The sequence below is a fragment of the Candidatus Cloacimonadota bacterium genome (genome assembly GCA_012516855.1).
Taxonomy (GTDB): Bacteria; Cloacimonadota; Cloacimonadia; order Cloacimonadales; family Cloacimonadaceae; genus Syntrophosphaera.
Genome location: JAAYWB010000057.1, coordinates 22034 through 35564, shown reverse-complemented (window position 1 = coordinate 35564; position 13531 = coordinate 22034). Strand labels below are relative to the sequence as shown.

Genomic DNA, 13531 nt, shown 5'->3' with positions numbered 1-13531 from the left:
ATGAAAGAAAGATATACAGTTTCACCCGCGCCCCATCTCCATGACAACAGCAGCATCCCCAACGTGATGTGGAACGTGGTGCTGGCCTTGCTGCCGGCGCTGGGTTTCGCGGTTTACTACTGGGGCTGGCGTTCGCTCTGGCTCACCCTGCTGGGCATTTCGGCCGCCGTGGGCGCCGAAGCCCTGATCCAGTGGCTGCGCAAGGTTCCCGTCAGGGTTTCCGATGGTTCGGCAGTGCTCACCGGCATGCTGCTGACCTACAACATTTCGCCTTCATCACCCTGGTGGCTGCCCGTGGTGGGAGCGGTTTTCGCCATCGCCATCGGCAAGCAGGTCTTTGGCGGACTGGGCAACAACCCGGTGAACCCGGCTCTGCTGGGACGCGCCTTTTTGCTGGCTTCCTGGCCCGCGCTGATGACTGGAATCCAAACTTGGAAGCAGCCGGGAACGGCCATCTCCATGAGCGGCATCGACCCCCGCATCATCGATCCTAACCTCCAGGCCGTTTCCGGCAAAGCTTATGAACTCGTGACCGGCGCCACACCCCTGAACCTGGCCCAGACCCTGCGCGACAGCACATTCGTGAACTCCCTCGCTGCCACCAGGGATGCCAGCCTGGACCTCAGCAACAGGATATTCAACGGCATGCTCGACCTCGGCACCCTCAAAAACCTGTTCTGGGGCCAAATCGGCGGCTGCATCGGCGAAGTTTCGGTGTTCGCGCTGCTGCTGGGCGCCGTTTATCTGCTCTGGCGCAGGATCATAGAGTGGCGCATCCCCTTCTTCTACCTGCTGACGGTGTTTGTGCTCACTTTCCTGTTCGGCGGGTTGCCCGGAACTGGCTATTCGCTTACCCTGCCGATCTTTCACCTTTTCTCCGGCGGACTGCTGCTGGGCGCTTTCTTCATGGCGACGGACTACACCACCAGCCCAATAACCAAAAACGGCAGGGTGGTTTATGCCATCGGTTGCGGCTTGCTCACTGTGATAATCCGTTTGGTGGGTGGATATCCTGAAGGGGTCTCCTACTCCATTCTGTTCATGAATGTTATGACCCCCCTCATCGACATTCTCACCCATCCCAAAGCCTTCGGGAGGTCCAAGAAATGAAAATGTTCCTCAAACTCGGCCTCATCCTGCTGGCGTTCTGCGTTGTGGCCACGGCTCTTCTGGCCTATGTGAATTCGGTAACCAAACCCAAAATCGACGAACTGAAGGTAAAAGAAGCCGAGGAAGCCAGAAGTTCGCTGATCCCGGGCTCGACCTTTGAAGAGCAATCCTTCAAAGCCGGGGAGGAATCCCACACCTATTACGTGGCCAAAGACACTACAACCGGCCAGATCAAAGGCTACACCTTCACCGCTGCCAAAAACGGATATTCAAGCAACGTGAAGACAATGGCCGCCATCGACCCTGATTTTAAGCTGATCGCCATCAAGGTGATAGAGCAGGCAGAAACCCCCGGCCTCGGCGCGAACAGCACCCAAAGCTTCTTCACAGACCAGTTCAAAGGTCTGGCAGCCGACCAGTTGCTGGTGGACAAGGACGGCGGACCGATCAAGGCGCTGACAGGTGCCACCATCACTTCCCGCGCGGTAGCGAACTCGCTGAAGGAGCAGATAACCTTGCTGCGCGCAGACATTGAATCCCGGCAAGGGGAGGCGCAACCATGAGCTTCATAAAAGAACTTACTAAGGGGATCATCAAAGAAAACCCTACCTTCGTGATCGTGCTGGGTATGTGCCCCACCCTGGCGACATCGACTTCGGTGAACAACGCAGTCGGGATGGGCGTCGCGGCCACTTTCGTGCTGGTTTGCTCGAACATCATGATCTCGCTGATAAAGAACATCACGCCGGACAAAATCCGCATCCCCGTCTATGTGGTCGTGATAGCGGCCTTCGTGTCAGTCGTGGACATGGCGATGGCGGCTTTCATTCCGGACCTGCACAAGTCCCTGGGCTTGTTCATACCTCTTATAGTGGTGAACTGCATCATCCTGGGCCGCGCTGAAGCCTTCGCCAACAAGAACAACGTTTTGAACTCCATGGCCGACGGAATCGGCATGGGGCTGGGCTTCACCCTTTCTCTCTCGGTGATGGCCACGTTCCGCGAAATCCTGGGCAACGGCACCTGGGCCGGGATGAGGGTAATGCCTCATAGCTACAATCCAATGCTGATAGCCATTCTCGCGCCTGGAGCCTTTTTCACCCTGGGCCTGCTGATGGCGACGATCAATCTGCTGAAGGGGAGGAAACAATGAACTTTCTGGGCCAACTTTTCGTGATGGCGGTGAGCGCCATCTTCATCCAGAACTTCGTGCTGTCTCGGTTTTTGGGACTCTGCCCCTATCTGGGAGTTTCCAAGAAAATGGATTCCGCCTTCGGTATGGGCATGGCCGTTATCTTTGTGATGACCATGGCTTCGGCCATCTGTTTCCTGATTTACAAATACCTGCTGGTGCCGTATGGGCTCACCTATCTGAGCACGCTGGCCTTCATCCTCACCATCGCAGCCCTGGTGCAGTTCGTGGAAATGGTCATCCAGAAAAACGCCCCCGCCCTCTACAAAGCTCTGGGCGTCTATCTGCCTCTGATCACAACCAACTGCGCCGTGCTGGGAGTGGCTATCCTGAACATCACCCCGCTTGCAGACGGCTCCACCTACAATTTCCTCTTTGCCACCCTGAACGGATTCCTTTCGGGCGTGGGCTTCACCTTTGTCCTGCTGGCAATGGCCGGCATCCGCCAGCGTCTGGAACTGGTAGACATGCCAAAAAGCATGGAAGGTTTCGCCAGCGGCATGATTCTGGCCGGAACCATGGCCCTGGCCTTCTACGGCTTCATGGGGCTGAAAATCTGAGGAAGGGAAAATGACGCCAATGACACCGTTCATCATCCTCACCGCCTCCATGACATCCCAGATAGTGACCCCAGTCATCATTTTAGGCGCCATGGGCCTGATCTTTGGGCTCGTCCTGGCTTTCGCCGCCAAGGTTTTCACCGTGACTGTTGACCCCCGGGTGGAGCAAATCATTTCCGTGCTTCCCGGCGCCAACTGCGGTGCCTGCGGATCCGCAGGTTGCTCTGGCTATGCCGATTCCGTGGTTAACGGAGGAGCGCCCTGCAACCTTTGCGCCCCTGGAGGCGCCGCTGTCGCCAAGGCCATAGCCGGCATCATGGGCACGGAAGCCGGCGCGGTGGAGAAAAAAGTCGCGGTGATCCACTGCAGTTCCGGTGGCCGCGACAATACGAAGTGGAAATATGCCTACAAGGGCATCGAAAGCTGCCTTTCTGCGGCCAGCATTGCCGGCGGTCCGAACTCCTGTTCCTGGGGCTGCATTGGCTTCAACGACTGCGTTAAAGCCTGCATGTTTGGCGCCATCAGCATTGATGAAAGCGGAATGCGCGTGATAGACCCGGAAAAATGCACCGCCTGCGGAGCCTGCGTTAAAGCCTGCCCCCGCAAGCTGATAGAGTTGGTTCCGCTTAAAAACTCCGTTCATATCAAATGCTCCTCCCAAGACAAGGGCCCCCTTGCCAGGCAAAGCTGCGGCAACGAAAAACCCTGCCTCGGCTGCGGAATCTGTTCACGCAAATGCCCGGTGCAGGCCATCACCATCGAAAACAACCTCGCCCGCATCGACTATGCGAAATGTGTCAACTGCGGCATCTGCGCTACAGCCTGCCCCAGCGGTGCTATTCTTGACCTGCTTGGCGGGCGCCGCAAGAAAGCTGAAATCAACGGTGGACTCTGCATCGGCTGCACCATCTGCGCGAAAAGCTGTCCCGTGGAAGCCATCAGCGGAGAAGTGAAACAGGCGCATAAGATTGACAGAGGCAAATGCGTCGGCTGTGAAGTATGTGTGGGCAAATGCCCCAAGCAAGCCATCAAAATGACATAATTCCAAGCCGATACCTTTCTCAAGGCGGGAGCGAATCCCGCCTTTTCTTTATTCCTCCTTAACTCCCGAAGCCTTGCCTGACGCACGCCCCTTGAAGGATTCCCGCATATACTGCGGGAGGCGACACGAAGCCGGATTATAGACCGTTAAGGCTGTGATGGCCGCGGATGGTTCCCCATCCTGAAACCGCCTCCCTGCCGCCCGGTAAGGTGTCCATGATTTTTGCGATTGACACAAACCGCCCATTCAAATTTATAGATAAAATCAGAATTTCAGACAGCTATGGAGAGATAATGCCCTATATTTCCAATACTGAAGCCGAACGGCGCCAGATGCTCGAGCGGATCGGAGCGGAATCATTTGAAGAACTGATTTCGGCGATTCCCAAGCATTTGCGCCTGCAAGGCCTTTTGAAGCTGGAAGCCCCGCTTTCAGAGCTTGAAATGACCCGGCGCATCCAGGAACGCACCTGCGGAAACGTTTGCGCGCAAAAGGCCAGTTCCTTTTTGGGGGCGGGGGTTTACGACCATTTCATCCCCGCCGCGGTTGACAGCATTGTGTCCCGACCGGAGTTTTTCACCGCCTACACGCCCTACCAGGCTGAAGTCAGCCAGGGCACTTTGCAGTTCATATATGAATACCAGACAATGATATGCGAACTCACCGGCATGGAGGTGGCCAACGCCTCCATGTATGACGGGGCTTCGGCAGCGGCGGAAGCCATCCTGATGGCGGTGCGCAAGAACGGCCTCAAAAAAGCCATCCTCCCCGCCAGCCTTCATCCCGAATATGTGAAAGTGATAAAATCCTACACAGAAGGAATCGGGGTGGAACTCATTACCTGCAAAGCCAAGGCCGGCGTGATGGATATTGACGATTTGACGGCAAAAATGGACGCCAGCGTTGGCAGCGTGGTTATCCAGACCCCCAACTTCTGGGGCAACATAGAGCCGCTTGCTGACCTGGAAAAGGTGGTCCACAGCAATCCCAAAGCTTTGCTGATCGTAGCCGCTGACCCCATCTCCCTGGCGATTCTGAAAGCGCCGGGGGCATTGGGCGCGGACATCGTTGTGGGCGAAGGACAGGCTCTGGGCAACAGCATGTACATGGGCGGCCCCCTGTTTGGATTTTTCGCCACCAAGCTGAACATGGCCCGTTCCATGCCGGGCCGCATCGTTGGAGGAACCCTGGACAAGGACGGAAAGCGGGCTTACGCCCTCACCCTCCAGGCCAGGGAACAGCACATCCGGCGCGCCAAGGCCACCTCGAACATCTGTTCCAACGAATCGCTCTGCACTTTGGCGGCAACCGTCTATCTGAGCCTGATGGGAAGCGACGGGCTGGCTGAAGTGGCCACCCAATCCACCCAACTGACACATTACATGGCCCAGAAAATCGCCTCCGTGCCCGGATTTTCCCTCGTCTGGCCTAACGCTGCTTTCTTCAAGGAATTCGTGGTGAACTGCCCCGTGCCGGCCAGTCAGGTGATTGCCGACCTGCTCGACCACGGCATCTACGCCGGTGTGGACCTGGGCACCTTCGGCCAGGACAGCCGCCAGCTTCTGATAGCCGTCACGGAAAAGAAAACGGTGGCTGAAATCGACGACTACATCGAAACCCTGCGGGAGCTGAATTATGAGTAAGACCATTTTTGAACACAGCGTTGCCGGCCGCAAGGGGGTAACCCTTCCCCGGCGGGAACTGAACACGGAAGTGAAAGACTTTTTTCCTTCCGAATATCTGCGCGAAACGGCTCCCCGGCTGCCCCAGGTGAGCGAATTGGACGTAATGCGCCACTACATAAAGCTTTCGCACCGGAACCACTTCATCGAGAAAGGGCTCTACCCTCTGGGAAGCTGCACCATGAAATACAATCCCAAGTCCCACGAAGCCCTGGTGCGCCATTCCTGTTTCAACAACATCCACCCCTGCCAGCCTGAATCCACCCTGCAAGGCTCGCTGGAAATCCTTTACGAGCTTCAGCAGGACCTGGCCGAGATTTCCGGCATGCACAAAGTCACGCTGCAGCCTGTGGCTGGGGCTCAGGGCGAATTCACCGGTATCAAAGTGATCGCCGCCTATCACCGGGCCAAAGGCAATCACCACAAGACGAAAATCATCATCCCGGATTCAGCGCATGGAACCAACCCCGCCACCTGTTCCCTGGTGGGTTATGATGTGGTGGAACTGAAATCTGATGCCCGCGGGCGCTGCGATATGGAGCACCTGAAAAGCATAGTTGATGACAGCATCGCCGGCTTTATGCTCACCAATCCCAATACGCTGGGCCTTTTTGAAGATCAGATCGAAGAAATCGCAGACATCATCCACAGCGTGGACGGCCTCATCTACATGGACGGGGCAAACCTGAATGCGCTGCTGGGCATTGTGCAGCCCGGCAAGATCGGCTTCGACGTGATGCACTTCAACCTGCACAAGACTTTCGCCACGCCCCACGGAGGCGGCGGGCCGGGCAGCGGTCCAGTTGGCGTTGTTGAAAAACTCGCACCCTATCTGCCTGTGCCAACCATCGGCCACAGCGAGGATGGCTATTTCTTCGACTTTGGGCATGCAGAGACCTCCATCGGCAAGGTACACACCTTCCACGGCAACTTTGCAGTGCTGCTGCGCGCCTATATCTATATCAAGATGCTGGGCGCGGAGGGCCTGAAACGGGTGTCCGAAAACGCTGTGGTCAATGCCAATTATCTGATGGTCCTGCTGAAAGACCATTACCACATCCAGCACACGGAACACTGCATGCACGAGTTCGTGGCGGATTCGATGTGGCAGAAAAAGGAATTTGGAGTGACCACTCTGGACATTGCCAAGAGGTTGCTGGACAAAGGATTCCACGCGCCCACGGTCTATTTCCCGCTGATCGTTCCCGAAGCCATGATGATAGAACCAACGGAGACCGAAAGCAAGGAATCCCTGGACGCTTTCGCCGCCGCGATGATAGAAATCGCGCAGGAATGTCACGACAACCCGGAATTACTTCATGAAGCTCCGCTCACCACACCGGTGCGCAGGGTTGACGACGTGCGCGCCGTCAAATTCCTCGACGTGGCCTTTTCCCCGGGGGAATGAACCCACGAGACTATTTGGAGATAAGATAAAATGAAGAGAACACTGATCTTGCTGACCTGCCTGGTGCTGGTATCGATCGTTTTTGCCGCCGATGTCAAGCTGGGCTATGTGAACACGGACCGCCTTCTGCTGGAAAGTAACGAAGCGGCCGAAATCTCCCGCCTGTTCAATCTGGACAAGCAAAACTGGACCAACCAGGTCAAGAAGCTTGACGATGAAATCAAGCAGATGGAACGCAACTTTGAAATCGACAAGCTTACCAAGACCGAAGCCGCCAAACGCGACGCCCAAGCCAAGATCGACGCCAAAAAAGCCGAGGCGGGACGCCTGCTGGAAGAATACTTCGGCGAAGGTGGAAAGGCGGAACAGCGTTACCGCGAACTGATCGATCCCCTCACCCTGAAAATCCACAACCTCATCGTGAAAACCGCCGAAGACGAGAAATACACCATGATCTTCGACGTTAGCATGGGCACGGTGCTTTACGCCCTTCCGGCTCTGGACCTCACAGAACAGATTCTGCTGGAACTGAACAAAGACACCCAGCCTCCCGCTGATGGAGGCTTGCTGCAAAATGAGGTTGAGTCCGAGGATCCCTTTAAGACCGAAGAACCGAAAGAAGAGTTCCCCGACTTCAAGCCATGAGGAAATTCGCTTCTGCCCTTTCCGGAGCAGAAATCCAGGCAATCTGCGGAGGCGAATTCCGGGGCGATGACAAACTGCAGGCTTCCAGCGTGGCTGACCCCGCCGAAGCCACAGCAGACAGCGTTGTTTACTTTGAACAAAGCCGTCTTTTTGAAGCTGTAAGGGAATCCCAGGCAGGGCTGGTTATCTGTATGCCGGACCAGGCAAATCTGCTGCCGGGGCGGAACCTATTGCTGCATCCCAGGCCGGGATTCGCCATGATGAAGCTGGTGAGCTGTTGGCTTTCGCATGAGGCTGAAAAGCCTGCACCGGGCATTCATCCCAGCGCGGAGGTCCATACCAGCGTTGTTTTGGGCGAAGACATACACATCGGCCCGGGCTGCGTTATCGGCAAGGGTTGCCGGATCGAAAGCGGAGCGGTGATAGAATCGCATTGCGTGATCGGCGCCGAATGCGCCATCGGAAAAAACACCCGGCTACATCCCCGGGTTACACTCTACCCATTCAGCTTCATCGGCTCTGAATGCATCATCCACAGCGGAGTGGTGATCGGAGCGGATGGGTTTGGATTCGTTCTGGAGGATGGGGTCCAGCTAAAAATCCCCCAGGTGGGCAATGTGCAAATCGGCGACCACGTCGAAATCGGTGCCAATTCCACTGTGGACTGCGGAACCCTTGGTCCCACCAGCATCGGTGACGGCACCAAAATCGACAACCTCGTGCAAATCGGCCATAATTGCCGGATCGGCAAACACTGCATCCTTTGCGCGCAGGTGGGCCTCGCAGGCAGCACGGTATTGGGTGATTACGTTTACTTGGCTGGCAAAGCTGGGGCCGCCGGGCATTTGAGCATTGGTGACCGTGCCATGGTTGGCGCCCAGGGCGGAGTTACCCACGACCTTGCCCCCGACGGGCTTTATTGGGGCACGCCGGCTATTGACGCCAACGCCTACAAACGCATTCTGGCTATCCAGAGAAAATTGCCCGAAATCTATGGGCACTACCGCAACCAGTTGAAACATAAAGAGGACTGAGCAATGGCAGAGTTTAAACATACCATTAAATCGGAAGTAAGCTACACCGGGGTCGGCCTTCATTCAGGAGAGATTTCCACCATCCGCTTCAAGCCGGCCGGAAAGGATGAGGGCATCGTCTTCATTCGCACCGACTTGCCGGACAAACCGGAAATCCCGGCAGATATCGATCACGTTGTGGATATATCCAGAGGGACAACCATAGGCTTGAAAGGCGTGACCGTTGGAACCATAGAGCATGTTCTGGCCGCTGTAAAGGGCCTCATGATAGACAACATCCGCATCGAGATAGACGGTCCGGAAGTGCCTGTGGGAGATGGTTCCCCCCTGGTTTTCGTGAATCTGCTGAAACAGGCAGGCTACGAAGAGCAGGATTCGGAACGGGTCTATTTCGAATTTGACGAGGCGATAAGCTATTCCTGCCCTGATGATAACGTCGATGTGGTTGTGGTACCGTCGAACGAATTGAAGGTGACCTTCATGATCGACTACAAGCACCCCCATCTGGGCACTCAGTACACCTTTCTGCCGAACCTTAGGCACTTTGAGCGGGATTTTGCAGGAGCGCGCACCTTCTGCTTCATTAAAGAAATCCTCCAGCTAAAGGAACAAGGCCTCATCAAAGGCGGTTCGCTGGATAACGCCCTGGTGATAGCGGAACCGGACATGAGCACGGCAGAACTTGAGCATCTGCGCGAAGTCTTTAACTATCACAAGCCCATCACGGTTTCCCCCGAAGGCATTCTGGAAAGCCATCCGCTGAGGTATTCAAACGAGTTTGTGCGCCACAAGGTTGTGGACCTGATCGGTGACATGGCCCTCTTGGGCATGCCCATCCGCGGCCACATCCTCGCCGCCCGCAGCGGCCATAAAACCAATGTGGAACTTGTGAAGAAGCTTCGCCAAATCCAACTGAAGCACGAATTGAAAAAGAAATACCAAAAAGACCACAACAAGGACCTTGTCTTTGATATCAACGCCATCATGAGGATCATCCCCCACCGTTATCCTTTCCTGCTGGTGGACAAGATCATCGACCTGAAACCGGGCGAATCTATCACCGGCATTAAAAACGTAACCATCAATGAACCTTTCTTCCAGGGGCATTTTCCCGGCCATCCCATCATGCCCGGCGTGTTGATCGTGGAGGGAATGGCCCAGACCGGCGGCATCATCCTGATGCGCCAGATGGACGATCCTGCCGAGTGGGTGGCCTATTTCGCCTCCATCGACAACGTGAAGTTCCGTAAACCCGTATTGCCGGGCGACACCCTGCGCTACGAACTGAAAGTCATCTCGCTGAAACGCAGTCTTTCCAAGATGCACGGCGAGGCCTATGTGGGCGATGAGAAAGTTGCCGAGGGCGATTTTCTGGCCATGCTGCAGAAAAGAGATTCATGAGCCTGATCCATCCCACCGCCATCATCTACCCCGGAGCCGTGATTGGTGAAGACTGCGAAATCGGCCCCCATTGCCAGATCGGGGCGGAAGTGGTTTTGGGCAGAAGAAACAAGCTTCACTCCCATGTTATCCTTATGGGTGAGGCTCACATCGGCGACGGCAACCAGATATTCTCTTACGCAGTGATTGGAACCGATCCCCAAGACCTTAAATACCGCGGAGAAAAGACCGGCCTCAGCATCGGCAACCGCAACGTGATCCGTGAATTCGTAACGATAAACCGCAGCAACTGCAGCAGCGAACTCACCAGCGTTGGTGACGGCAACCTGCTGATGGAGTATGTGCATGTGGGCCATAATTGCCAAATCGGCTCCGGGTGCGTGATAGCCAACACAGTGCAGATGGCGGGGCATCTGGTGATAGAAGATTATGTTAGCATCGGCGGACTTACCGCCATACACCAGTTCGTGCATATAGGCACCCACGCTTTTGTGGGTGGGGCTTCCGCAGTGAAAAAGGACATCCCGCCCTACACCCGGGGCATGGGCAATCCTTATAAAACCTCCGGCCTGAACAGCGTGGGTTTGCAGCGCAGAGGCTTTTCCAGCGAAAGCCTAGACTCCATCAAAGAGATTTACCGTGTCTTTTACCGCCAGGGGCTGAACGTCTCCCAAGCGTTGGAAATCGTTGAATCCTGGCCAACCCTCACTCCCGAGCAACGGATTTTCCTGGAATTCGTACGCTCTTCAGAGAGAGGCCTCTCGAACTGACATCCGAAGCTTCCTCATCGGAGTCATCGGGAGCAGACAGGACAGGATGATTACCGGCTTTTTGCATTGACAAAAAACAGCATGCCAAGATTATTGAGTAATATTATAGATGGAGTATGAACATGGAAAATAGGACATGGGAATACGTGAGCGTGTTCATTATGTCCTGGTTGCTCGTTTACGGACTCACGCCTTTTATCATCAAGCTTGCCAAGGCGCTGAACTTCGTGGACAAACCCGAAGCCAGAAAGATACATCTCACCAGCGTCCCATACATGGGCGGGCTGAGTGTGTTCATTGGTTTTTTCCTGCTCTGCATCTATGATGTGACCATATCCGCAAACCGCAGCTTCGATCCCGCGATGCTGGGCTACCTGGGTGGTTCCCTGCTGATCATGCTGATCGGCCTCATTGATGACCGCTTCGGCATGAACCCCATCATCAAACTGATCGGACAAATCACTGTAAGCCTGCTTTTCATTCTCACGAACTTCCAGTTTTCGGAATTACGGGACATGTTTGGGTCGGTCTATATCTCCCTTCCGGTGATGGTTCTTTGGATGGTTGGCCTGATGAACGCTCTGAATTTCCTGGACAACATGGACGGCATCCTGAGCGGAATCGCGGGAATCCTTGGCTTGGGATTTTTTGCCTTCAGCTTGGCCAACACCACTGGCTCGAATGGAGCGGAGATGGCTTTCATCGGCTTGATATCGTTGAGTTTCGCGGGCAGCGTTTTGGGCTTTCTGCCCTACAACTTTAACCCCGCCAAAATCTTCCTGGGCGACGCGGGATCTATGTTCATCGGCTATTTTCTGTCCTCGATGGGCACCCTCATGGCCCGCTATGCTGTGCTGACCAGGGAAAACAACGTTTTCTACCTATTGCCCGTTCTGCTGCTCAGCTACGCCATTTTCGACATCTCCCTGGTGAGCTACACCCGCAAGCGCGATGGGCGCCACGTGATGCAGGGCGGCAGGGACCATTCCACCCACCGCATAAACACTGCGCTTGGCTCCATCAAGATCACCGCCCTGATCATCTATGCCATCAACATCCTCATCGTGCTCACCACTATCATTATATTCATCACCGGGAACCAAGTGCTGCTGCTGGTTTCCACTGTGATGCTGGCTACTTTTTTCATAGTCTTTGGACGCAAACTGGACCAGATACCGATCGTGGTGCCAAGCAACCAAAAAAAAAGCAATAAAGTGGAAAAATGAGCCGTCCTATCAGAACTGGAAACAAGGGTTCTCGCAACAGGCTTGGAGAGTTTGTGAACAACCGTTTGCCGATCCTGTTCACTGCACTTCTCCTCGTGTTTGCAAGCGCCTGCGAAATAAACAAATACAATAGTGCTGAAGACCATTACAACAATCGGCGCTATGCCGCGGCGATCCAGGAACTGGATAATTACATCAAAACCGGGCAAAACGGCGCCTTGATCACCCGCGGAGAAATTCTGCGCGGTCAGTGCTATTATGAGTTGGGATTGCTAGCCCTGCAACGCGAAAGCTACGATTTGGCGATAAAGTTTTTAAAGCTCTCCAATTCGCAAGAAGCGGACCAAGCTCTTGGCCGTATTTACCGTGACATGGCTGACAAAGCTTTGGCCCAGGGAAACAAGCGGCTTTCGCTGGATTTCGTGAACGCCATCCTGCGTGAGATTCCCGGTTCAGAACTCTCAGCGGAAATGCTCAACCGCCGAATCGGCTTCCGGCTGGACACCTTCATCGACCATGAAGGCGCCTGGCAGGACTACATGGACCTCTTCGACAATTATCCAAACAACGCCTTCGAAGTAGCCGCCCGCAAACAAATCTTGCGCATTATCCCTGCTAAGGTGGACCAAGCCCGTCAGCTTTACAACACCGGCTACTACAGCGAAGGCTTGCGCATCCTCTTTGAACTGGGCAAATACCCGGTGGTGGAAAGCTCCGCCAACAACCAGATGATCGCCGAAGCCTACATCGGCCAGGCGGAAAGCTATCTGAAGGGACAAAACTATCTGGAGGCCGACCGCTTCTTTCGCATCGCAGTGCAGTATGATCCGGGTAAAAAAGCCCAGGTGGACAGGCGTCTGGAGCAAGTAGCCTCGCTCTTCATCAACCGTGGCAATGAACTTGTAGCCCAGCGCGATTTCGAGAACGCCCTGATCCACTATCAGAAAACCTACGACATCATACCGGATTATGCTCTGGCCAACCAGGCCATCGCCCGGATGAACACTATCAGAGAAAACGTCGCACGGGCCAGGGAAATACAGGCGCAGGCCGAAAAAGCCGAGCTTTCCGGAAAATATTCAGAGGCGTTGAACCTCTACCGCCAGGCTAACAATCTGGATAGTCAGCAGGAGTTCAGTGCCAAGATTTCCCAGATGCAAAACCTCATTGCCGCTCAGGCGGATCCCGCCGCTTTTGCCAGACGCGTGATCAACGAATACCGCGGCGGAATCCTCAACATCCGCATCCAAAGGCAAAAACAGGAATTGCTGCGGGCTTACAACCCAAACGAAATTCGCGACTCAGGCTGGAAGTTCATGATCTCTTCCAGCCAGTTCAAGTATGAAGCCCGCTACGACCTTGTAACCCCTACCATATCATATTATTACGTTTGGCAAGTGAATCTGAGGGACCGCTCTATCACCCCCCTGAACAAGCTTTCCGAAAAACTGATGGAGTAAG

At 54.9% G+C, this 13531-nt stretch carries 13 protein-coding genes; all 13 read left to right on the top strand.

All coding sequences use genetic code 11. The features are described 5' to 3' along the window. The 13 genes from GX466_05265 to GX466_05205 all read left to right on the top strand — a co-directional run bounded on the left by GX466_05265 (window position 1) and on the right by GX466_05205 (window position 13530). Window positions 1-1110, top strand: coding sequence for an RnfABCDGE type electron transport complex subunit D (locus GX466_05265; GenBank protein ID NLH93614.1), 1110 nt, complete (start codon window positions 1-3; stop codon window positions 1108-1110). Beyond that, window positions 1107-1673 carry an RnfABCDGE type electron transport complex subunit G gene (locus tag GX466_05260; protein NLH93613.1) on the top strand — a complete coding sequence of 189 codons (567 nt, stop codon included), beginning with the start codon at window positions 1107-1109 and terminating at the stop codon, window positions 1671-1673. Before GX466_05265 ends, GX466_05260 begins: the two co-directional genes overlap by 4 nt. After that, window positions 1670-2263, top strand: a complete 594-nt coding sequence (locus tag GX466_05255) for an electron transport complex subunit E (protein NLH93612.1) — start codon at window positions 1670-1672, stop codon at window positions 2261-2263. Before GX466_05260 ends, GX466_05255 begins: the two co-directional genes overlap by 4 nt. After that, the gene (locus GX466_05250) at window positions 2260-2862 is read left to right on the top strand and encodes an RnfABCDGE type electron transport complex subunit A (GenBank protein ID NLH93611.1); all 603 of its coding nucleotides are present in this window, start codon (window positions 2260-2262) and stop codon (window positions 2860-2862) included. The genes GX466_05255 and GX466_05250 overlap by 4 nt, the downstream gene beginning before the upstream one ends. A gap of 19 nt (window positions 2863-2881) precedes the next feature. Beyond that, entirely contained in the window at window positions 2882-3904 is a 1023-nt protein-coding gene (locus tag GX466_05245; GenBank protein ID NLH93610.1) for an RnfABCDGE type electron transport complex subunit B, read from the top strand. A gap of 293 nt (window positions 3905-4197) precedes the next feature. Continuing rightward, window positions 4198-5547 (top strand): aminomethyl-transferring glycine dehydrogenase subunit GcvPA, encoded by a 1350-nt coding sequence (locus GX466_05240; GenBank protein NLH93609.1) that lies wholly within the window; start codon window positions 4198-4200, stop codon window positions 5545-5547. Further along, window positions 5540-6994 carry an aminomethyl-transferring glycine dehydrogenase subunit GcvPB gene (locus GX466_05235; GenBank protein NLH93608.1) on the top strand — a complete coding sequence of 485 codons (1455 nt, stop codon included), beginning with the start codon at window positions 5540-5542 and terminating at the stop codon, window positions 6992-6994. The genes GX466_05240 and GX466_05235 overlap by 8 nt, the downstream gene beginning before the upstream one ends. Window positions 6995-7024: 30 nt before the next feature. Then, complete coding sequence (locus GX466_05230; GenBank protein NLH93607.1) at window positions 7025-7639, top strand: OmpH family outer membrane protein; 615 nt, start codon at window positions 7025-7027, stop codon at window positions 7637-7639. Then, window positions 7636-8673 carry a UDP-3-O-(3-hydroxymyristoyl)glucosamine N-acyltransferase gene (gene lpxD, locus GX466_05225; protein NLH93606.1) on the top strand — a complete coding sequence of 346 codons (1038 nt, stop codon included), beginning with the start codon at window positions 7636-7638 and terminating at the stop codon, window positions 8671-8673. Before GX466_05230 ends, lpxD begins: the two co-directional genes overlap by 4 nt. A gap of 3 nt (window positions 8674-8676) precedes the next feature. Then, entirely contained in the window at window positions 8677-10074 is a 1398-nt protein-coding gene (locus GX466_05220) for a bifunctional UDP-3-O-[3-hydroxymyristoyl] N-acetylglucosamine deacetylase/3-hydroxyacyl-ACP dehydratase (protein ID NLH93605.1), read from the top strand. Then, window positions 10071-10844, top strand: a complete 774-nt coding sequence (gene lpxA, locus GX466_05215) for an acyl-ACP--UDP-N-acetylglucosamine O-acyltransferase (GenBank protein NLH93604.1) — start codon at window positions 10071-10073, stop codon at window positions 10842-10844. Before GX466_05220 ends, lpxA begins: the two co-directional genes overlap by 4 nt. 122 nt (window positions 10845-10966) lie before the next feature. After that, the gene (locus GX466_05210) at window positions 10967-12070 is read left to right on the top strand and encodes an undecaprenyl/decaprenyl-phosphate alpha-N-acetylglucosaminyl 1-phosphate transferase (protein ID NLH93603.1); all 1104 of its coding nucleotides are present in this window, start codon (window positions 10967-10969) and stop codon (window positions 12068-12070) included. 53 nt (window positions 12071-12123) lie between these two features. Further along, window positions 12124-13530 carry a hypothetical protein gene (locus GX466_05205; GenBank protein ID NLH93602.1) on the top strand — a complete coding sequence of 469 codons (1407 nt, stop codon included), beginning with the start codon at window positions 12124-12126 and terminating at the stop codon, window positions 13528-13530. The last annotated feature ends 1 nt before the right edge of the window (window position 13531 follow it).

What these genes read in the sequence shown, in the direction of transcription:
- GX466_05265 (NLH93614.1), top strand. Translation starts at nt 1, where the DNA reads ATGAAAGAAAGATATACAGTTTCACCCGCGCCCCATCTCCATGACAAC.
- GX466_05260 (NLH93613.1), top strand. Translation starts at nt 1,107, where the DNA reads ATGAAAATGTTCCTCAAACTCGGCCTCATCCTGCTGGCGTTCTGCGTT.
- GX466_05255 (NLH93612.1), top strand. Translation starts at nt 1,670, where the DNA reads ATGAGCTTCATAAAAGAACTTACTAAGGGGATCATCAAAGAAAACCCT.
- GX466_05250 (NLH93611.1), top strand. Translation starts at nt 2,260, where the DNA reads ATGAACTTTCTGGGCCAACTTTTCGTGATGGCGGTGAGCGCCATCTTC.
- GX466_05245 (NLH93610.1), top strand. Translation starts at nt 2,882, where the DNA reads ATGACACCGTTCATCATCCTCACCGCCTCCATGACATCCCAGATAGTG.
- GX466_05240 (NLH93609.1), top strand. Translation starts at nt 4,198, where the DNA reads ATGCCCTATATTTCCAATACTGAAGCCGAACGGCGCCAGATGCTCGAG.
- GX466_05235 (NLH93608.1), top strand. Translation starts at nt 5,540, where the DNA reads ATGAGTAAGACCATTTTTGAACACAGCGTTGCCGGCCGCAAGGGGGTA.
- GX466_05230 (NLH93607.1), top strand. Translation starts at nt 7,025, where the DNA reads ATGAAGAGAACACTGATCTTGCTGACCTGCCTGGTGCTGGTATCGATC.
- lpxD (NLH93606.1), top strand. Translation starts at nt 7,636, where the DNA reads ATGAGGAAATTCGCTTCTGCCCTTTCCGGAGCAGAAATCCAGGCAATC.
- GX466_05220 (NLH93605.1), top strand. Translation starts at nt 8,677, where the DNA reads ATGGCAGAGTTTAAACATACCATTAAATCGGAAGTAAGCTACACCGGG.
- lpxA (NLH93604.1), top strand. Translation starts at nt 10,071, where the DNA reads ATGAGCCTGATCCATCCCACCGCCATCATCTACCCCGGAGCCGTGATT.
- GX466_05210 (NLH93603.1), top strand. Translation starts at nt 10,967, where the DNA reads ATGGAAAATAGGACATGGGAATACGTGAGCGTGTTCATTATGTCCTGG.